This is a genomic window from Allobosea sp. (assembly GCF_017308015.1).
GTDB lineage: Bacteria > Pseudomonadota > Alphaproteobacteria > Rhizobiales > Beijerinckiaceae > Allobosea.
The window spans coordinates 71,066-90,101 of the sequence record NZ_JAFKFW010000019.1; the positions used below are offsets into that span (position 1 = coordinate 71,066).

The 19,036-nt window shown below is 67.2% G+C and carries 17 protein-coding genes; 4 read left to right on the forward strand and 13 right to left on the reverse strand.

All coding sequences use genetic code 11. From position 1 onward, the window contains the following. Positions 1–9: 9 nt before the first annotated feature. Entirely contained in the window at positions 10–813 is an 804-nt protein-coding gene (locus J0I42_RS16275; protein ID WP_291656248.1) for a WecB/TagA/CpsF family glycosyltransferase, read from the reverse strand. Between the two features lie 412 nt (positions 814–1,225). On the opposite strand from J0I42_RS16275, the gene J0I42_RS16280 reads away from it, so the two are divergent. From J0I42_RS16280 to hemA, 3 genes are all read left to right on the forward strand, one after another. Then, positions 1,226–1,972 carry an SDR family NAD(P)-dependent oxidoreductase gene (locus tag J0I42_RS16280; protein ID WP_291656250.1) on the forward strand — a complete coding sequence of 249 codons (747 nt, stop codon included), beginning with the start codon at positions 1,226–1,228 and terminating at the stop codon, positions 1,970–1,972. A gap of 97 nt (positions 1,973–2,069) precedes the next feature. Beyond that, entirely contained in the window at positions 2,070–3,329 is a 1,260-nt protein-coding gene (locus J0I42_RS16285; protein WP_291656251.1) for an allantoate amidohydrolase, read from the forward strand. 80 nt (positions 3,330–3,409) lie between these two features. Then, complete coding sequence (gene hemA / locus J0I42_RS16290) at positions 3,410–4,621, forward strand: 5-aminolevulinate synthase (protein WP_291656253.1); 1,212 nt, start codon at positions 3,410–3,412, stop codon at positions 4,619–4,621. A 6-nt stretch (positions 4,622–4,627) separates the two neighbouring features. Here the strand turns inward: hemA and J0I42_RS16295 are convergent, their stop codons facing one another. The 7 genes from J0I42_RS16295 to rimP all read right to left on the reverse strand — a co-directional run bounded on the left by J0I42_RS16295 (position 4,628) and on the right by rimP (position 12,466). Further along, positions 4,628–5,089: a DUF3592 domain-containing protein gene (locus tag J0I42_RS16295; protein ID WP_291656255.1), complete on the reverse strand. Its 462-nt coding sequence runs from the start codon at positions 5,087–5,089 to the stop codon at positions 4,628–4,630. A gap of 6 nt (positions 5,090–5,095) precedes the next feature. Next, the gene (truB, locus tag J0I42_RS16300; protein WP_291656257.1) at positions 5,096–6,043 is read right to left on the reverse strand and encodes a tRNA pseudouridine(55) synthase TruB; all 948 of its coding nucleotides are present in this window, start codon (positions 6,041–6,043) and stop codon (positions 5,096–5,098) included. Beyond that, entirely contained in the window at positions 6,033–6,491 is a 459-nt protein-coding gene (gene rbfA, locus J0I42_RS16305; RefSeq protein WP_291656259.1) for a 30S ribosome-binding factor RbfA, read from the reverse strand. Before rbfA ends, truB begins: the two co-directional genes overlap by 11 nt. A gap of 155 nt (positions 6,492–6,646) precedes the next feature. After that, on the reverse strand, positions 6,647–9,469 hold the full coding sequence (gene infB, locus J0I42_RS16310) for a translation initiation factor IF-2 (RefSeq protein ID WP_291656261.1): 2,823 nt from the start codon (positions 9,467–9,469) through the stop codon (positions 6,647–6,649). Continuing rightward, positions 9,466–10,158: an RNA-binding protein gene (locus J0I42_RS16315; RefSeq protein WP_291656263.1), complete on the reverse strand. Its 693-nt coding sequence runs from the start codon at positions 10,156–10,158 to the stop codon at positions 9,466–9,468. Before J0I42_RS16315 ends, infB begins: the two co-directional genes overlap by 4 nt. Positions 10,159–10,172: 14 nt before the next feature. Further along, the gene (nusA, locus tag J0I42_RS16320; RefSeq protein ID WP_291656264.1) at positions 10,173–11,765 is read right to left on the reverse strand and encodes a transcription termination factor NusA; all 1,593 of its coding nucleotides are present in this window, start codon (positions 11,763–11,765) and stop codon (positions 10,173–10,175) included. A 5-nt stretch (positions 11,766–11,770) separates the two neighbouring features. Next, complete coding sequence (gene rimP / locus J0I42_RS16325) at positions 11,771–12,466, reverse strand: ribosome maturation factor RimP (protein WP_366509837.1); 696 nt, start codon at positions 12,464–12,466, stop codon at positions 11,771–11,773. Positions 12,467–12,685: 219 nt separating this feature from the next. On the opposite strand from rimP, the gene J0I42_RS16330 reads away from it, so the two are divergent. Further along, entirely contained in the window at positions 12,686–13,774 is a 1,089-nt protein-coding gene (locus J0I42_RS16330; protein ID WP_291656267.1) for a DUF2336 domain-containing protein, read from the forward strand. On the opposite strand, the gene trmB is transcribed toward J0I42_RS16330, so the two are convergent. The 5 genes from trmB to J0I42_RS16355 all read right to left on the reverse strand — a co-directional run bounded on the left by trmB (position 13,749) and on the right by J0I42_RS16355 (position 19,030). Further along, positions 13,749–14,438 carry a tRNA (guanine(46)-N(7))-methyltransferase TrmB gene (trmB, locus tag J0I42_RS16335; protein WP_291656268.1) on the reverse strand — a complete coding sequence of 230 codons (690 nt, stop codon included), beginning with the start codon at positions 14,436–14,438 and terminating at the stop codon, positions 13,749–13,751. The genes J0I42_RS16330 and trmB overlap by 26 nt on opposite strands. A 109-nt stretch (positions 14,439–14,547) precedes the next feature. Beyond that, positions 14,548–15,753: a methionine adenosyltransferase gene (gene metK, locus J0I42_RS16340; RefSeq protein ID WP_291656270.1), complete on the reverse strand. Its 1,206-nt coding sequence runs from the start codon at positions 15,751–15,753 to the stop codon at positions 14,548–14,550. Positions 15,754–15,905: 152 nt separating this feature from the next. Further along, a complete protein-coding gene (locus tag J0I42_RS16345; protein ID WP_291656272.1) occupies positions 15,906–16,319 on the reverse strand; it encodes a helix-turn-helix domain-containing protein in 414 nt (137 codons plus the stop codon). A gap of 126 nt (positions 16,320–16,445) precedes the next feature. Continuing rightward, positions 16,446–18,041 (reverse strand): apolipoprotein N-acyltransferase, encoded by a 1,596-nt coding sequence (lnt, locus tag J0I42_RS16350; RefSeq protein ID WP_291656274.1) that lies wholly within the window; start codon positions 18,039–18,041, stop codon positions 16,446–16,448. Beyond that, entirely contained in the window at positions 18,041–19,030 is a 990-nt protein-coding gene (locus J0I42_RS16355; RefSeq protein WP_291656276.1) for a hemolysin family protein, read from the reverse strand. Before J0I42_RS16355 ends, lnt begins: the two co-directional genes overlap by 1 nt. Positions 19,031–19,036 lie beyond the last annotated feature (6 nt).

Below are 19,036 nucleotides of genomic sequence, written 5' to 3' on the forward strand. Positions count from 1 at the left end.
GTGCCGGACTCACCCGCTCCGTCGGCCGCCGACAGCATATTGCCGGGCCATGCGCAGGAGGAAAGCGGGATTTCCGAGGACGTAGCGGCGCCAGAGCCGGCGCGGCTCAAGCCAGAGCCGATACATCCATTCGAGCCTGATCTGGCGCACCAGCTCGGGCGCGCGCGGCACCTCGTCGGCGAAGAAGTCGAACAGCGCGCCGACACCGGCCGCGACCGAACAATGCTGCGGCCCCAGCTTGTCGGCGATGAAGCGCTCCTGCAGCGGGTTGCCCATCGCCACCAGCAGCAGGTCCGGGCGCTGGATCTTCAGCTTGCCGAGGAGGACGGTTTCTTCGTCGGCGGTGAAATAGCCGTGCGAGACGACGCTGAACCGATGCGCCGGATAGCGTTGCGCCAGGTTCGCGACGGCGCGATCCGCAACGCCCGGCCGGCCGCCGAGCAGAGCGACCTGTATCGGCCGCCCGGCACGAGCGAAGAGCGTGGGGAAGAAATCCGTCCCGTTGAGGTTCGCCGGGAAGGCCTTGCCGTAGAGCATCCAGCTGCCGAGATCGACGCCGATGCCATCTGCCAGCACGAGGAAGGTCGAGAGGCTGCGCTGCAGGGCGGTGTTGTCGGCCGCCACGTTCACCAGATTGGCATTGCAGAAGGCGAGCTTCATATGACCGCCGGTCAGCACCGCGTCAGTGACCTCGGCGATCGCCGTCTCGCGCTCCATCACGGCGATTCCTATGCCGCCGATGTCGCGCTTGGCATAGCCCGGCCGCTTGCGGCTCCTGGCTTCACTGGCGAGCGTGATGGCGGTTGCGGGCACGGTGTCCTCGGCTCGGGGCGTGGCAGCCCGGTGCGAATGACATGATTGTCTTTGCCGTTTCAGGGCCCGGGTCAAGGCGAAGCCGGCTGAAAGGTGAACGGCTTATTCCCGCGATCCGCGAAGCCGCGTTAATGGCAATCCTCTTGCAGCAACAAGGCCTTGTACCGAACCGGAACGAAAGCCGCCTTCGGCTCGCCGCCCCCTTCCGGGCACCGTCCCATGTCGGAACAGGCGCCCCAGAAACCGCTCCGATCCGACACGCGGGAGCAGCCTCACCTCGCCGGGCTTTCTGGCATCGTCCTTAACGGGCTGCATGGCAGCTCTGCACATTTCACCGAAACGGCCATGCCCTCTTGGCCGGCGCCGATCCGCCCGGCTAGGGTGACCCGTACAAAAGCCGGGAGGGCTGGGCATGAACCAAATCGATTTAAAGAGGCGCGTCGCCATCGTGACAGGCGGGGCGCAGGGCATTGGCCGTGCCGTCGCCGAACGCTTTGCCAAGAGCGGTGCGAGCGTCGCGATCTGGGATGTCGACGCGGCACTCGCCAGCAAGGCGGCGGTCGAGATCGGCCACGGCACGATCGGCGTCGGCGTCGACGTGACCGATGCCGAAGCCGTGCAGAAGGCGAGCGACGCGCTGGAAGCCCAGCATGGCAGCATCGATATCCTCGTCACCAGCGCTGGCATCGCCGGCCCCAATCACAAGACCTGGGAATACCCGCTGGAGGACTGGGCCCGCGTCATGAAGCTCAATGTCGACGGCACGCTGCATTGCTGCCGCTCGGTGATCCCCGGCATGGTCAGGCGCAACTACGGCCGCATCGTCCTGGTGGCCTCGATCGCGGGCAAGGAGGGTAATCCCAACGCCTCCGCCTATTCGGCCTCGAAGGCGGCGGTGATCGCGCTGACGAAATCCCTCGGCAAGGAGCTCGCCGACAAGGACATCGCCGTGAACTGCATCACGCCGGCCGCCGCGCGCACCCGCATCTTCGACCAGATGAGCGAGGAGCATATCGGCTACATGCTGGCGAAGATCCCTCGCGGGCGCTTCCTGCTGCCGGACGAGGTCGCCTCGATGGTGGCCTTCCTCGCCTCGGCCGAGAACAGCTTCACCACAGCCGGTGTATTCGACCTCTCCGGCGGCCGCGCCACCTACTGAGGCAAGCGTCAGCGAAGACGGATCATGCCGCCGGAGAGAAGCTGCCGGGCGAAATTGACGGTCGCCGTTTCAAGAGCCCTGTTCTAGCTTGACAGGCATGACGCAGACGCTTCCCTCCGCCGCCGTCCTCGGTGCCCGTGCCTTCGCCGCCCTTGCCGGCCTCAATCGCTTCAGCGACGAGCCCGGCAAGCTGACGCGGCTCTATCTTTCGCCCGCACACAGGCAGGCGGCGGAATGGGTCAAGGGCGCAATGGAAGTCGCGGGTCTCACCGCCTTCATCGATGCCGCCGGCTCGGTGCAGGGAAGGCGGGAAGGCACGGTGCCGGGCGCAGCGGCCGTGCTGATCGGCTCGCATATCGACACGGTCAAGGATGGCGGGCGCTTCGACGGCAATCTCGGCGTCGTCGCCGGCATCCTCGCGGCGCAGGCGCTGCGCGATGCCGGGATCAACCTGCCCTTCCCGCTGGAGGTGGTCGGCTTCGGCGACGAGGAGAATGTCCGCTTTCCCACCCATCTCTCGACTTCGGAAGCGCTGGCCGGCGCCTATGATCCCGCCTGGCTCGAGGCACGCGACAGCGACGGCGTCAAACTCGGCGAGGCTCTCGTCACCTTTGGCGGCAATCCGGCGGGAATTCCGGCGCTCGCCCGCAAGCCTGGCTCGATCCGGGCCTATCTCGAGGTCCATATCGAGCAGGGGCCGGTACTGGAGGCGGAGAGCGAGCCGGTCGGCATCGTCACCGCCATCAACGCGCAAAGCCGGGCGCAGGTGCGCGTCAGCGGCGAGGCGGGCCATGCCGGAACCGTGCCGATGACCCTGCGCAAGGACGCATTGACCGCCGCCGCCGAGATGGCGCTGGCGCTGGAACAGATCGCGAGCGCACATGAGCTTGCCGTCGGAACGGTCGGCGTGCTTCGGCCCGAGCCCGGTGCGACCAATGTCGTCCCCGGGGCGGCCGAATTCACCATCGACTACCGCGCGCCGAGGAACGAGACGCTCGCCTCGATGGAGGCGCAGATCAAGAGCCGCTTCGGCGAGATCGCAGAGCGTCGCGGCGTCAGGCTGGAGATCATCCCTTATGCCAGGGCCGCGGCCGTGCCGATGGAGCCGACCCTGCAGAATGCGCTGGCTGCCGCCATCGCGCGGACCGGCAGCAACCTCGCCGGCCGGCGCCTCCCCTCCGGCGCCGGGCACGACGCCATGGCAATCGCCGCGGTCGCGCCCGTCGCCATGCTCTTCGTGCGCAACGAGAAGGGCATCAGCCACTCGCCGCTGGAGAACATGACCGAGGCGGATGCAGGCATCGCCATCCGCGTCCTCATCGAAACGATTCTGGAACTGGCCGGTCACTCGAAGTAGAACGATTCCAGCCGCGACACCGCGCACCATTCCGCTAAAGGCCCGAAAGGCCTAGGAGAGGCGCGCCGCAGGAGGCTGGAATGGATTTCGAGAGTTTCTTCCGCGAAGAGCTGGACGGATTGCGCAGCGAGGGTCGCTATCGCGTCTTCGCCGATCTGGAGCGCCAGGCCGGCCGCTTTCCGACCGCGACCTATCATGGCGAGAGCGGCCCGCGCGACGTCACCGTCTGGTGCTCGAACGACTATCTCGGCATGGGCCAGCATCCGAAGGTACTCGCCGCGATGCATGAGGCGCTCGACGGCAGCGGCGCCGGCGCCGGCGGCACCCGCAATATCGGCGGAACCAACCATTACCACGTGCTGCTGGAACGCGAGCTCGCGGACCTGCACGGCAAGGAAGCCGCGCTGATCTTCAATTCCGGCTATGTCTCGAACTGGGCCTCGCTCTCCACGCTGGCATCGCGCATTCCCGGCTGCATCGTGCTGACGGACGGGCTGAACCATGCCTCGATGATCGAGGGCATCCGGCATTCAAGGGCCGAGAAGCATATCTTTGCCCATAACGACCCAGCAGACCTGCGCCGCAAGCTTGCGGCGCTCGATCCGGCCCGGCCGAAGCTCATCGCCTTCGAGTCAGTCTATTCGATGGATGGCGACATCGCTCCCATCGCCGCATTCTGCGACATCGCCGAGGAATTCGGCGCAATGACCTATATCGATGAGGTCCATGCCGTCGGCCTGTATGGCGCATGCGGCGGTGGCATCTCGGAGCGCGAGGGGCTGACCGACCGGCTCACCCTGATCCAGGGCACGCTGGCGAAATCCTATGGCGTCATCGGCGGCTACATCACCGGCTCGGCTGCGCTCTGCGACTTCATCCGCAGCTTCGCCTCCGGCTTCATCTTCTCCAGCTCGCTGCCGCCGGCCGTGGCCGCAGGCGCCATCGCCGCGATCCGGCATCTCAAGGAAAGCTCGGTCGAGCGCGAACGGCAGCAGGACCGCGTCGCGGCTTTGCGGGGCAAGCTCGACGCCGCTGGCATCCCGCATCTCGCCAATCCCAGCCATATCGTGCCGGTCATGGTCGGCGAGGCGAAGGCCTGCAAGGCGATCAGCGACGAATTGCTCGCGCGCTTCGACATCTATGTCCAGCCGATCAACTACCCCACCGTGCCGCGCGGCACGGAGCGGCTGCGGATCACGCCCTCGCCCTTCCATTCCGACGCCGATATCGACCGGCTGGTGGCCGCGCTCGGCGCGATCTGGGCACGGGATGGGCTGAAGCGGGCGGCCTGAAGCCGGTCAGCCCCGCTTCGCCACGATCATCAGGATCGCCGAGAGCAGCCCGAAGACCGTGGTCAGGCCGGCAAGGATCAGGGTTCCCAGCCATTGGGACAGGAAACCCTCGATCTCGGCCTTTTCCGGCGTCGCAGCGTCGTAGAGCACGGTCACCTGATCGCCTCTGCGATAGGCCGGCGGGCTCGTGCCCCATGAGGTCATGAAGGTGACGGCCTGCCCCTGCGCCGTCTGAAAGCTCACGACCGGCCGATAGGTCGAATCCCCGCCGCCATGCCGCATCTCGACCACGGTCCCTGCCGCGCGATCGGCGCGCGCCAGGAGCTTCCGGTTGTGGCTGTAGGTGAAATAGCAGGCCGTCGCGAGGATGACGGCGGCGATCCCGAAAACGCAGCCGATGCGCCAGAACTGGAGCCTGCCATCCTGGGCCAGGCTCCCGAACTGCTGCTTCCTGCGGCTTTCGCCCATCCGCTCTCAGAGATTGAAGACGCGGTGGGGGACGAACTCGCCGTTCTGGACCGAACCCGTCGAGACCAGCGTGCCCGCGCAGGTGGCGTAGGCAGCCTCCAGCTCGATCGGGGCGCCGGCGCCGCGCAGCAGCGCGCTCTGGCCGCGCTTGAGACGGGCTGCGGCGTCACGGTGGAGCACGATCTCCGGGATCAGCGTCAGTGCCGCCTTGACCGGCTGGAGCGCCGCCAACGCGCTTTCCGGGCTCTCACGCAGGTTCTCGACGCTCGCAGCCTCGGCGACGGAGAACGGTCCGACGCGGGTGCGGCGCAGATGCGCGACATGACCAAGGCAGCCGAGCGCAAGGCCAAGGTCCCGGGCGATGGCGCGGACATAAGTGCCCTTGCCGCATTCGGCCTCGAAGGTCGTGGTGGCGCCGTCATGGCTGACGATGGCGAGGGCGTCGATCTCGACCGGCCGCGCGTCCAGCTCGACCTCCTCGCCGTCGCGGGCGAGGTCATAGGCGCGCTCCCCGGCGATCTTGATCGCCGAGAATTTTGGCGGCGTCTGCAGGATCGTGCCGGTGAAGCGCGGCAGCAGGGCGGCGATCGCCGCCTCGTCCGGGCGCTTGTCCGAGGTCGCGATGACGCTACCCTCGGTATCGTCGGTATTGGTCTGCGTGCCCCAGGCGACGGTGAACTGATAGGCCTTGCGGCCATCCATCACGAAGGGAACGGTCTTGGTGGCCTCGCCCAGCGCGATCGGCAGCAGGCCCGACGCCAGCGGGTCGAGCGTGCCGGCATGGCCGGCCTTCTTGGCCCCGAACGCACGCTTCACGACGCTGACAGCATGGGTCGAGGTCATGCCGATCGGCTTGTCGAGAATGACCCAGCCATGGATATCGCGCTTTTTCGGGCGCGGTGCCGGCGCGGTATCCTGATTCCGGGCGGACTCGGATGGGGTCTCAGCAGTCATCGTTGCGACGGTCTTCTTCGGGAATCTGGTCTTCGTGGTCCTGGTCGATCTTGAGGCGCTGGACCTGCGTGTCGCGACGCACCGCCTCGGTGTCGAGCAGCGCGTCGATGCGCTCGGCCTCGGCGAAGCTCTCGTCGGCGCGGAAGCGCAGATCCGGCGCATATTTCAGGTTCACGCGATGGGCGATCTCGCCGCGCAGATAGCGCTTGTTGGCGTCGAGCGCCTTGAGCACCGCCGCGATGTCCTGCCCGCCGAGCGGCATGATGTAACAAGTCGCGAGCTTGAGGTCCGGGGAAAGCCGTACCTCCGGCACCGTCACGACATGACGGGCCAGCACGTCGTCATGAATATCGCCACGCGCCAGCATCTCGGCGAGCGCATGGCGGATCAGTTCGCCGACGCGCAACTGCCGCTGGGACGGGCCTGAGGGTTTTGCAGGTTTAGCCATGGTTCTCGTTTCTCCGGGATCGGACCGGATCAAACGTCCCGGCGAGCCCAAGCCCGCCGTCTCAGGATGATAAGGCGCTGGACGCGCTCTTCTCGTCACGAGATGGCCGGACCTCAAGGCCCGGCCATGACGCGCTGTTTCAGGAAGCGCGGCCGTTAAAGGCTGCGCTTGATCTCCTCGACGCGATAGCACTCGATCACGTCGCCGACGCGCATGTCCTGATAGCTCTCGAAGGACATGCCGCATTCCTGGCCTGCCACGACTTCCTTGGCGTCGTCCTTGAAGCGCTTGAGCTGGCCGAGCTTGCCCTCGTGAACCACGACGTTGTCGCGGATCAGACGGACATTGGCACCGCGCTCGATCGTGCCGTCGGTGACGCGGCAGCCGGCGATCTTGCCGACCTTCGAGACGTTGAAGATCTCGAGGATCGTCGCGTTGCCGAGCATGGTCTCGCGCAGCGTCGGCGCCAGCAGGCCCGACATCGCATCCTTCACGTCATCCATGAGGTTATAGATGATGTTGTAGTAGCGGATCTCGACGCCGGCCCGCTCAGCCGCCTCGCGCGCTTCCTTGTGCGCCCGGACGTTGAAACCGACCACGACCGCGCCCGAAGCCTGGGCGAGCGTAACGTCCGACTCGGTGATCGCGCCGACGCCCGAGGACAGGACGCGAGCCCGCACCTCGTCGTTGCCGACCTTCTCGAGCATGCCGACGATAGCTTCCACGGAGCCCTGCACGTCGCCCTTGACGACAAGCGGAAACTCCTTGCGGCCAGCGCCTTCCTTCAGCTCGCGCATCATCTCGGCGAGCGAGCGGCCGGCGCCGGAAGCCGCGCCGCGCGCAGCGAGGCGGTCGCGACGCTGACGCTCGCGGTAGTCGGTGATCTCGCGGGCGCGGGCCTCGGACTCGACCACTGCGACGCGGTCGCCAGCCTCGGGCGTGCCGTTGAAGCCGAGAACCTCGACCGGCATGGAGGGCGGGGCCTCCTTCACCTGCGCACCGGTATCGGCAATGAGCGCGCGGACGCGGCCCCACTCGGCACCCGCCACGACGATGTCGCCGGTACGCAGCGTGCCGCGCTGGACGAGCACGGTCGCGACCGGGCCGCGGCCACGGTCGAGCTTCGCCTCGATGACCGTGCCCTCGGCCGCACGATCGGGGTTGGCCTTGAGGTCGAGCAGCTCGGCCTGGAGCGAGATGGCTTCGAGCAGCTTGTCGAGATTGTGCCCGGTCTTGGCGGAAACCTCGACCTCGAGCGTCTCGCCGCCCAGCGTCTCGACCTGGATCTCGTACTGAAGCAGTTCGGCGCGAACGCGATCGGGATTGGCGTCGGGCTTGTCGACCTTGTTGATCGCAACGATCAACGGAACGCCGGCCGCCTTGGCGTGATTGATGGCCTCGGCCGTCTGCGGCATGACGCCGTCATCGGCCGCGACGACCAGCACGACGATGTCCGTCACCTTGGCGCCGCGGGCGCGCATCGCCGTGAACGCGGCGTGGCCGGGGGTATCGATGAAGGTCACCTTCGAGCCCAGCGGAGTCGTCACCTGATAGGCGCCGATATGCTGGGTGATGCCGCCGGCCTCGCCCGCGACGACCTTGGTCTTGCGGAGCGCATCGAGCAGCGAGGTCTTGCCGTGGTCGACATGGCCCATGATGGTCACGACCGACGGCCGCGACTCCAGGGTCTCATCCGTGTCCGGCGTGTCGAACAGACCTTCCTCGACGTCGGATTCGGCCACGCGCTTGACGGTGTGGCCCATTTCCTCGGCGATGAGCTGGGCGGTGTCGGCATCGATCACATCGGTGATCTTGTGCATCGCGCCCTGCTTCATCAGCAAGCGGATGACATCGACACCGCGCTCCGTCATGCGGTTCGCGAGTTCCTGGATGGTGATCGTCTCAGGGATGATCACCTCGCGCATCACGCGCTCTTTCTGCGCATCCGAAGCCCGATGGCCCGTCATGCGCTGCACGCGCCGGCGGAACGAGGCGACAGAGCGTGTCCGCTCGTCGTCGCCGCCGGTGGCGGTGGCGAGCGTCAGGCGGCCGCGCGGCTTGTCGTTCGTGGTCTTCGGCGTCTTGGGCGCGGCGGGAGCCGGGCCGCGGCCGGCACCGGCGCTCAGGCCGGGACGGCGGAAGGCGGCCTTGACGTCGACATCATCCGAGCGGTTGCGCGTCGTGTTGGCCGAAGGCGCCTGACGCGCCGGACGGGCGATCGCAGGCTCGGCCGGGGCCGAGGTATCGAGCCGCGGCGGACGCGGCGCATCGGAGCGCGGCGGGCGGCTGTCGAGCCGCGGCGGGCGGGCTCCGGTATCGCGCATCGGCGGACGCGGGGCGAATTCCCGCGGGCCGGACGGAGCCGGGCGGCCATAATACTGGGTGGGCTGCGGCGCGGAGGCCTGCGGCGCTGGTGCCGACTCGCGGGCCTGCGGCGGCGGAGCGACCGGGCGGCCCGGCTGCTCGTCGCGCTGGCGCGCGGCCATCTCGACCCGGCGCTTCTGATCGTCTTCCTGACGACGGCGCTCTTCCTCCTGCCGCTGACGCGCCGCGGCAGCTTCGCGCTCCTGACGCTCGCGCTCGACGGCGGCGGCACGCTGGCGCGCCTCGTCCTCGGCGATACGGCGGGCCTCGGCCTCGCTGCTGCGAGCTTCCGAAAGCGCGCGCTGGCGAGCGTCCTTCTCCTCGTCGGAGAGGGTGCGCAGCAGCATGCTGCCGGCGGGACGCTGCGGCGGCTGCGGAGCAGCAGGACGCGACGGCGTCGCCTGCGGCGCCGGGGCCTGCGGCGCACGCGGCGCGACGGGCTCCTTGACCTCATGCCCGGCGGCGCGGCGTTTCACCTCGACGACGACCTGCTTCGTGCGCCCATGCGAGAAGCTCTGGCGAACAGTGCTCTGCTCGACAGGCCGCTTCAGCGACAGGGTCTTGGGCGGGTTGACGGTCAATGTCTTGTCGCCCGGGGTCTTGGTATCGGTCATTCCGCGTTCGGTCCTGCCGGTTCGGTCGTGTCTTCGGTATCGTTCTGGTCGGATGCGGCGATATCGTCCGTCCGGTACCGGACGAGCCGACGCCAGCGGGAGAGAACACCCTCGGCCGCCGGACCCGGAGCAAGCGCGGCATGTATCACATGTGCCCGCCCCAACGCCAATTCCAAATCCGCCGCCGCGAAAATAGCGACGACGGGTAGTTCACGGGCCTTGAGCCCTTCGGTCTCCCGCGCCGCCGCGGCCCGCCTGATGGCCTGGCCGATCTTGCGCTTGCCATCCTCGGCGCCGTCGCTGGCGGCGATGACGCCAACGCAGCGACCTGAGCCGATCAGGGCTTCTACCTTGGCAAAGCCCGCGATCACGAGCCCCGCCTTGTTGGCCATCGCCAGTGCCTGGACCGCATCACGCAGCATCAGCGCGTCGATCATCTCAGGAAGGTCGGCGGGAACCGCGACCTTCGCCTTGAGCGAACGCTCGAAGGCCTTGCGCCTGACCGCTTCCGCCACGGCCTTGCGGCTGAGGCTCGCCCAGACACCCCGTCCGGGCAGCTTGCGCCTGAGATCCGGGACAAGCGTGCCGTCCGGCCCCGCGACAAAGCGGATCAGATCGTCAGGCACCTTCACGGCCCGCGTCACGACGCAGCTCCGCTCCGGTCCATCCTTCCGTGTCGCCGCCTTCACCGCGACAATCCTGCTCAGGCTTCGGCCGCCTCGCCGGCTTCCGCCTCGGGCTCATCGGCCGCCGCCTCGACCCAGCCTGCCTGAATGCGAGCGGCCATGATGATCGCTTCCGCATCCTGACGCGACAGGTCGAACCCGTCGAGATAACCGGAGTGACGGGTGGTCTCGCCGTCCTTGCGCTCGGTCCAGCCGACGAGATCATCCGTGGCGCAGCCCGCGAGATCCTCGACGGTCTTCACCTCGTTCTCGCCGAGGGCAACCATCATCGATGTAGTGACGCCCTCGACCTCGCGCAAGGCGTCCTCGACGCCGAGCGCGCGGCGCTTCTCGTCCAGCTCCGCCTCGACGGCGGCGAGATGCTCCTGGGCGCGGCTCTGAATCTCGCCGGCCGTATCCTCGTCGAAGCCCTCGATCGAGGCGAGCTCGGAGAGATCGACATAGGCGAGCTCCTCGACATTGCGGAAGCCTTCCGAGGCCAGGAGCTGGCCGACCGTCTCGTCGACGTTCAGCGCGTTCATGAACAGGTCAGTGCGCTGCACGAATTCCTTCTGGCGGCGCTCCGATTCCTCCTGCTCGGTGAGGATGTCGATATCCCAGCCGGTGAGCTGCGAGGCGAGGCGCACGTTCTGGCCGCGGCGGCCGATCGCGAGCGAGAGCTGCTCGTCGGGAACCACGACCTCGATCTTGTCGGCTTCCTCGTCGAGCACGACCTTGGCGACTTCCGCCGGCTGCAGGGCGTTGACGACGAAGGTCGCGACGTCCGGCGACCACGGGATGATGTCGATCTTTTCTCCCTGGAGCTCGCCGACGACGGCCTGGACGCGCGAGCCGCGCATACCGACGCAGGCGCCGACCGGGTCGATCGAGGAATCGCGCGAGATCACGGCGATCTTGGCGCGCGAGCCGGGGTCGCGGGCGACAGCTTTGACTTCAACAATCCCGTCGTAGATCTCGGGCACCTCCTGGCCGAAGAGCTTGGCCATGAACTGCGGATGGGTGCGCGACAGGAAGATCTGCGGGCCACGCGGCTCGCGGCGCACGTCGTAGACATAGGCGCGGGCGCGGTCGCCGACCTTGAAGGTCTCGCGCGGAATCATCTCGTCGCGGCGGATGATGGCCTCGCCACGGCCGAGATCGACGAAGACGTTGCCGTATTCGACGCGCTTGACCGCGCCGTTGACGATTTCGCCGATGCGATCCTTGTACTCGTCATACTGGCGGTCGCGCTCGGCTTCGCGGACCTTCTGGACGATGACCTGCTTGGCCGACTGCGCGGCAATGCGGCCGAAATCGAAAGGCGGCAGCGGGTCGGCGATGACGTCGCCGGCCTGGGCGGCCGGATTATGACGCTTCGCCTCGTCGACCGTGATCTCGATCGCGGGGTTCTCGACGGTGTCGACAACCTGGAGATGGCGGGCGAGGCGCAGTTCGCCGGTCTTGGTGTTGATCTCGGCATGGACGTCCGTCTCGGCGCCGTAGCGCGAGCGAGCCGCCTTGGCGATGGCGTCCTGCATGGCATCGACGACGATCTGGCGGTCGATCGACTTCTCGCGCGCGACCGCATCGGCGATCTGCAGCAATTCGAGCCGGTTGGCGCTGACGACCATGACGCTCACTCCTCTTCGTTATTGTCTTGCGGGTCCGCCTTGCCGGCCTTCTTCGGCCGCGGTCCCAGCGATTTCCCTCGGCCCTTCTTCGGGCTGGCGATATCTTCGGCAGCCGGCATTTCCGGCGGCAGGCCGGACTTGCCGCGGCGCAGCGCTTCGGTGACGAGCGCGTCGGTCAGAACGAGCCGCGCCTCGGCAATCGCCCGCATCGGAATGGCGACCTCGCGCTCTTCCTCGCTCTTGGCGTCGTCACGCGTCAGAAGTGCGTCCTGCCCGGCCGTGCCGCGCAGGATACCACGAAAACGCTTGCGGCCGGCGACGGGCTCGCTGGTGTCAATCCTGGTGAGGTGGCCGGCCCAGCGTTCGAAATCGCTGGCGCGCACGAGCGGCCGGTCGATTCCCGGCGACGATACCTCGAGGTGATAGGCCGTCTGGACGGGGTCGTCGACGTCGAGCGCCGGCGAGACCGCCTGGCTGATCTCCTCGCAACCCTCGACATTCATCGTGCCATCCGGCCGTTCGGCCATGATCTGCACGGTGCAGCCGTTCTGGCCGGTGATGCGCACACGCACCAGCCGGTAGCCGAGATCGACAATCGCCGGCTCGATGATCGCGGCGACGCGCGCGGCCACGCCGCTTTCGACGACGAGGCGTGGTTCCTGATCGGGTGCCGCTATCGGCTCGTGGGTGGGTTCACTCATGGCCCGGACCGTTCCGTCTGCCTCCGGCGGGTCGCGGCCAATAAAAAAGAGCGGGCCGGTGGGCCCGCTCTTGATCATCGGCGTTAACCGATACCAGAGCTGTTGCCCGCTATTTAGTCCGCATCGCCCCGATATGCAAGCTCGGTTGCGGCGGCGCTAACCCGATGGTCATCCTTTGCGTGACAGATTAAGCAACAGGATACCGGTTGAGGACTTGGTATGAGTGCGGTCGGCTCGCTCCTGCGAGATCTCGAATCCACGATGCTGCGCGGCTCGAGCGACGAGCGCGCCGACATCCTCTCGCGGCTGACGGACCTGTTCCTGGCGACAGCCATTCACATGGACGAGGAGCAGATCGGGGTTTTCGACGTGGTGATCGGGAGGCTCTCGCGCGCCATCGAGCTGCGCGCCCGGGTCGAGCTTTCCGAACGGATCGCACCGGTTCCGAACGCGCCCAGCGGCGTCGTCCGTCAGCTCGCGCTCGACGAGATCGCCGTGGCACGCGCCGTGCTGGTGCAATCGCCGCGGCTGAACGACCAGGATCTGGTCGCGGTCTCCGCCGCCAAGGGACGCGACCATATGCTCGCCATCACCGAGCGGCCCGAGCTCGGCGAACCCGTCACCGATTTCCTGATCCTGCGCGGCGGGCGCGTCGTGACCCATGCGGTCGCCGCGAACCAGACCGCACGCTTCTCGCGCCACGGCATGGGCGTGCTGGTGATGCGAGCGGCGCAGGACGATGCACTGCAGGCCACGCTGGGCTTAAGGCGCGATATTCCGGCCGAACTCGTCGCCCAGCTCATGACCGCGGCCAAGAATTCGGCCCGACGCCGGCTGAGTGAAAACCTCGAACCGACGCTTGCCGGCGATGTCGACAGCGCGGTCGAGCGCGGGGCGGACGCCATCGCCGCCAGCGGCCAGATGCCGGGCGAGCTTGGCGCGATCAGCGCCGCGCTGGTCGAAATCCGCGAGCTCAACGAAGCCGGCCTGCTCGACGAGGCCAAGGTTCGTACTTATGCTCGCGACGGCGCGACCGAGCATGCGATCTGCGGCGTCGCGGTGCTGGCGCAGCTCGGCCTGCCGGCGAGCGAGCAGATCATCCTCGGCAGCGACCGCGAGGCTGTGCTGCTGGTAGCACGTGCGCTCGGCTGGTCGTGGGAGACCACGGCGGCGCTGATCTCGCTGCGCAAGGATTTCGGCAAGTCGCAGGCCGCTGTCGACCGCGCCCGCGAAAGCTTCCGCAACCTCGCGCAGGGCACCGCCCAGCGCGTGCTCGGCTTCCTCAGGATGCGCGACGCAAAGCCGTAAGGTAGCTGGAGATGCGGCCCTCGCGGACCGCCTTCGCCTCGTAGCGGGTGCGTATCCAGCCGGGATAGGGCGTGCGCCAGTCGCCCGGCCGTTCGTCGGTCCAGTCGAAATCGGGCGAGGCCATCAGACGCGACAGCGTCCAGCCGATATAATCGTCGATGTCGCTGGCGAAGCGGAAACGGCCGCCCGGCCTCAGCGCGCGGGCGAACAGGCCAAGCGTATGCTCCGAGACGAAGCGGCGCTTGCGCTGGCGGCGCTTCGGCCAGGGATCCGGATAGAGCAGGTCGATCGCGTCGAGGCTGCCTGCGGGCAAGCGCGGCAGCAGGAGCGCGGCATCGTCGTCCCAAACCCGGATATTGGTCAGCCCCTCGCGCTCGGCGACCGCCAGGAACTTGGCCATGCCGTTGATGAAGGGCTCGACGCCGATGAAGCCGATCTGCGGACTCTCGCGCATCCGCATCAGCAGATGTTCGCCGCCGCCGAAGCCGATCTCCAGCCGGACCGCCTCGACCGGCTGCGGGAATAGCGCCCTGAGATCGGCGATCTCGCCTTCCGGCAGGCGCAGACGCGGCAACGTGTGTTCCATGAGGTGGCTCTGGCCGTCGCGCAGGGCCTTGCCCTTGCGGCGGCCGTAGAAGGCGCGGTCGTTGTCGTGCTCGGTCATGGCCCCGCCTTGGCTGCTCGACACGCGGACATCAAGTCCTCCGGTGCCACAGCTCAAACAAAAACCGGGGCTCGCGCCCCGGTTCGATGGTTCAGCTATACGTGAAGGATCAGGCGACGGCCTTTTTCAGCGCGTCGACGAGATCGGTCTTCTCCCAGGAGAAGGAGCCGTCGCGGCCCGCCTTGCGGCCGAAATGGCCATAAGCCGAGGTCTTGGCATAGATCGGCTTGTTGAGGCCGAGATGGGTACGGATGCCGTTCGGCGAAAGATCGACCAGCTTGCCGAGAACGTCCTCGAGCTTGGCCTCGTCGACCTTGCCGGTGCCGTGCAGATCGACATAGATCGACAGCGGCTTGGCGACGCCGATAGCGTAGGAAAGCTGGATCGTGGCGCGGTCGGCGAGCTTGGCCGCGACGACGTTCTTGGCGAGATAGCGCGCCGCATAGGCTGCGGAACGGTCGACCTTGGTCGGGTCCTTGCCCGAGAAGGCGCCGCCGCCATGCGGAGCCGCGCCACCATAGGTGTCGACGATGATCTTGCGGCCGGTGAGGCCGGCGTCACCGTCCGGGCCGCCGATCACGAACTTGCCGGTCGGGTTGATGTGCCAGACCGTGTCCTTCGAAATCCAGCCATCCGGCAGCGCCTGACGGATATAGGGCTCGACGATCTTGCGGACGTCGGCCGAGGACAGGCTCTCGTCGAGATGCTGGGTCGAGAGCACGATCTGGGTCACGCCGACCGGCTTGCCGTTCTCGTATTTGATCGTGACCTGGCTCTTGGCGTCGGGGCCGAGCTTGGCGGCGTCGCCCTCGCCCTTCTTGCGGGCGAGCGTCAGATTTTCGAGGATCTTGTGGGCGTAATAGATCGGGGCGGGCAGCAGCTCGGGCGTCTCGCGGCTGGCATAGCCGAACATGATGCCCTGGTCGCCGGCACCCACGTCCTTGTTGCCGGACTCGTCCACGCCCTGCGCGATGTCGGCCGACTGCGGATGCAGCAGCACGTCGATCTTGCACTTCTTCCAGTGGAAGCCGTCCTGCTCGTAGCCGATATTGCGGATCGCCTTGCGGGCCGCCGACTTCACCTTCGACTTGATCTGCTTCTCGTCGAGATGGGTGCGGACCTCGCCGGCGATGACGACGCGGTTGGTGGTCGCCAGCGTTTCGGCGGCGACCCGAACCTTGGCGGGTTCATAGCCGGCCTTGACCGCTTCCTTAAAGAACAGATCGACGATCTCGTCGGAGATGCGGTCGCAGACCTTGTCGGGATGCCCCTCCGAGACGGACTCGCTGGTGAATAGGTAATTCTGGCGTGACACGGTCGGGGATTCCCTGAATCGGCACATGGAAAGGCCGGCGCGGAACGCCGGCCAATGGACACATGGTCATTGCAGCGGACGCGTTCGCCGTCAAGCGGAATATCCGCTCATCGGGAAGATCGTTCGTCACACCGAACGAAATGAGCGCGATATCACGCCGTTCCGGCGTCTTCCTCCGCCAGGGCCTCGACGAGATCGATGATCCGCCGGCGCACCCGGCCGCTCTTGATCCGCGTGAAGGCCTTTGTGAGCTGCACGCCTTCGCTGGTCGTGAGGAACTCGGAAATATACGTCGTCGCCGCGGAATCGGCGAAGCCGGGCTCCGGCATGTCGCCGGTCGGGGCACCATCGAAGAAGAAGGCCACCGGCACATCCAGCATCTTGGCGATCTGCTGCAGGCGGCTCGCGCTGATGCGGTTGGAGCCCTTCTCGTATTTCTGCACCTGCTGGAAGGTCAGCCCAAGGGCTTCGCCCAGCTTTTCCTGGCTGACGCCCGCCAGCATCCGACGCATGCGGACGCGGCTGCCGACATGCTTGTCGATCGGATTGGGGACCTTCTTGATCATGATTCACCCTGCTCAGGCATCAGTGTCATGACCAGGAGCCGCCATCCTGGTCGGCGCGGTAACCGTCCCTTTATTATAGGCTTCACGGCTAATCCACCCTCTGCCGCGAAAAAGTTCCAATCGGGATCATTCCCGTGCGCGGAAGCGGGAGAACCCGAGGAAAAGCAGCAGAAGCCCGGCGAAGACGAAGTCTCCCGCCCTTCCATAGAGCGTGATGGGGCCAGGGCGCGGCAAGCCCGAGTCCAGCACGCCCTCGACGCCGAGAGGCAGGCTCGCCACCGTCCGGCCGTAAGCATCGACCACTGCCGAAATCCCGGTATTGGCGACGCGTACCAGCGGCAGGCCTTCCTCGATGCTGCGCAGGCGCGCCTGCGCGAAATGCTGGTAGGGGCCGCTGGTCTGGCCGAACCAGCCGTCATTGGTCAGATTCAGGAAATAGCCGGCGCGGGGACCGCGCGCAGCGACCTCGCCGGGAAACACCGCCTCGTAGCAGATCAAGGGTGCCGCAGCGGGCAGGCCCTTGATCGCGAGCGGCGTCCGGGCGCTTCCGGCCGCGAAGCCGCCGGGAATCGAGACGAACTGGGACAGACCGACGCCCCGGATCAGGGTATCGAGGAACGGCGGCAGGTATTCGCCGAAGGGGACGAGATGGACCTTGTCGTAGCTGGCGAGGACGACACCCTCATCATTGACCACCTGGATGGCATTGTAGATCGGCGGTCGGCTTTCGCCGGGCAACGTTTCGCCTGCACGTGCCGCGCCCGTGATCAGAGTCACGTCGGGCGGCAGCACAGCAGCGATGCGGGACAAGGCACCGGGCGTGCGGCCCAGCAGGAAGGGGAAGGCCGATTCCGGCCAGATGAGATGCGTGACGTTCTGGAGGCCGGGTGTGGTCGGGCTGGTCGCCCGGTCGCTCAAGGCCAGGTAATTGTTGAGGATGGCCTCACCGTTGCGCCCGTTGAACTTGGCATCCTGCGGTAGATTGGGCTGCATCAGCCGGAGCTTCACCCCGGCCACGAGCGGGGAAGGATTCGCCGGCAGGCGCCAGAATCCGAAGGCGAGGAGGCCGGCCAGCGCGGCGAGAGCCAGGAGTGGCGGCACATTACGCCCGGATGGTGTCCGCGCCGTCCCGAGCACAGCCGGAGCCGCGCCGATCGCTACCGCGAACAGGGTCAGGCCATAGAGCCCAACGAGCGAGGCAGCCTGGGCGAGGTGAATCTCGCCCGCCAGCATCATGCCGTAGAGGTTCCAGGGAAAGCCGGTCAGGACATGGCCGCGCAGCCACTCGCTGAGCGCCAGCATCGCGGCGAGCATGAGGATGCGCCCGGCTCCCTCGGGCCACGCCAGACGCGCCAGACCGAAAGCGCAGGCCGGGAAGACCGCGAGGAAGGCCGGCAAGGCGACGACGCCGAGCGGCATCGCCCAGGCAAATTTGTCGGCCTCGACGAGAAAGGCGGCGCCGAGCCACCACAAGCCGGCGAGGAAGAAACCGAAACCCCACCACCAGCCGACGGCGAAGGCGGCCCTGAAGCGGCGCCAGGCAGTGATGCCCACGGCGCCGTCGATCAGCCAAACGGCGACGGTCATCGGCACGACGATAACAGGCCAGAGATCGAGCGGCGGCAAGGCAAGCGCGCCGCTTGCGCCGGCAGCGAGCGCAATCAGGCGCTTCCGCCAGCCCCAGCCCAGAATGACGGCCTCGGCTGCCCCCGCCAGCCCCATCAGCCCGGTTCCATCGCCGCTTCTTCGGCCGCGGGTTCGCCGCGGCAATGGATGGTCAGGCGCTTCACGCGCCGCTGATCGGAATCAAGTATCTCGAAGCTGAGCCCATCCGGGCCCTTCACCGTCTCTCCCAGAGCCGGGACGCGCCCGGCGAGCGTGACGATCAGCCCACCCAGCGTATCGATGTCGTCGGCGACCTCGTTGCCGGAGAGATCGACTCCGGTCGCGTCCTTGAGTTCGGCCAGCGTCGCGCGTGCATCCGCGGTGAAGCGGTTCTCGCCGGCCGGAACGATCGGCGTCTCCTCGAGATCATGCTCGTCCTCGATATCGCCGACGACGATCTCGATCAGATCCTCGATCGAGACGAGGCCATCGGTCCCGCCATACTCGTCGATGACGAGCGCGATATGGGTGCGGGTCGACTGCATGCGCACGAGCAGGTCGACCGCCGGCATCGAGGGTGGAACATAGAGGACGGGACGCAACAGCTTCGTCTCGGTGAGCGGCGTCGAGAGGTCCACGGACGAGAGCGTATGCGGGATGGCGAGCTTGCCGTTCTCTTCCGGCGGCTGGTTCTCCCCCGGCCGGGCCTTCTCGGCAATGTATTCGAGGAAGTCGCGGATATGGACCATGCCGCGGGGGTCATCGAGCGTGTCGTCGAAAACCGGCAGGCGCGAATGGCCGGCCGTTCGGAAATGCGCGAGCAATTCATCCAGCGTCGCCTCGGCCGGGACAGCGACGATATCGGCGCGCGGGATCATCACGTCGCCGACGCGGCGCTCGCGCAAGCTCAGCACATTGCTGAGCATCGCGCGCTCCTGGGTGGAGAGATCGGCGAGCTCGCCATTCTCCTCGGCCAGGGCCTCGACGATCTCCTCGCGGGCGGTGCCGCCGGCACGCAGACCGAGGCGTTCGAGGAATTGGCCGAGCCAATGGCCGAGGCCACGGCCGGCGGTTTCGTTCTGGGATTGTCGACTGTCGTCGCTCATGATCGC

Excerpts from the sequence above, each read along its gene's own strand:
- J0I42_RS16280 (WP_291656250.1), top strand. The coding sequence starts at position 1,226 with ATGAACCAAATCGATTTAAAGAGGCGCGTCGCCATCGTGACAGGCGGG.
- J0I42_RS16285 (WP_291656251.1), top strand. The coding sequence starts at position 2,070 with ATGACGCAGACGCTTCCCTCCGCCGCCGTCCTCGGTGCCCGTGCCTTC.
- hemA (WP_291656253.1), top strand. The coding sequence starts at position 3,410 with ATGGATTTCGAGAGTTTCTTCCGCGAAGAGCTGGACGGATTGCGCAGC.
- J0I42_RS16295 (WP_291656255.1), bottom strand. The coding sequence starts at position 5,089 with ATGGGCGAAAGCCGCAGGAAGCAGCAGTTCGGGAGCCTGGCCCAGGAT.
- truB (WP_291656257.1), bottom strand. The coding sequence starts at position 6,043 with ATGACTGCTGAGACCCCATCCGAGTCCGCCCGGAATCAGGATACCGCG.
- rbfA (WP_291656259.1), bottom strand. The coding sequence starts at position 6,491 with ATGGCTAAACCTGCAAAACCCTCAGGCCCGTCCCAGCGGCAGTTGCGC.
- infB (WP_291656261.1), bottom strand. The coding sequence starts at position 9,469 with ATGACCGATACCAAGACCCCGGGCGACAAGACATTGACCGTCAACCCG.
- nusA (WP_291656264.1), bottom strand. The coding sequence starts at position 11,765 with ATGGTCGTCAGCGCCAACCGGCTCGAATTGCTGCAGATCGCCGATGCG.
- rimP (WP_366509837.1), bottom strand. The coding sequence starts at position 12,466 with ATGAGTGAACCCACCCACGAGCCGATAGCGGCACCCGATCAGGAACCA.
- J0I42_RS16330 (WP_291656267.1), top strand. The coding sequence starts at position 12,686 with ATGAGTGCGGTCGGCTCGCTCCTGCGAGATCTCGAATCCACGATGCTG.
- trmB (WP_291656268.1), bottom strand. The coding sequence starts at position 14,438 with ATGACCGAGCACGACAACGACCGCGCCTTCTACGGCCGCCGCAAGGGC.
- J0I42_RS16345 (WP_291656272.1), bottom strand. The coding sequence starts at position 16,319 with ATGATCAAGAAGGTCCCCAATCCGATCGACAAGCATGTCGGCAGCCGC.
- lnt (WP_291656274.1), bottom strand. The coding sequence starts at position 18,041 with ATGGGGCTGGCGGGGGCAGCCGAGGCCGTCATTCTGGGCTGGGGCTGG.
- J0I42_RS16355 (WP_291656276.1), bottom strand. The coding sequence starts at position 19,030 with ATGAGCGACGACAGTCGACAATCCCAGAACGAAACCGCCGGCCGTGGC.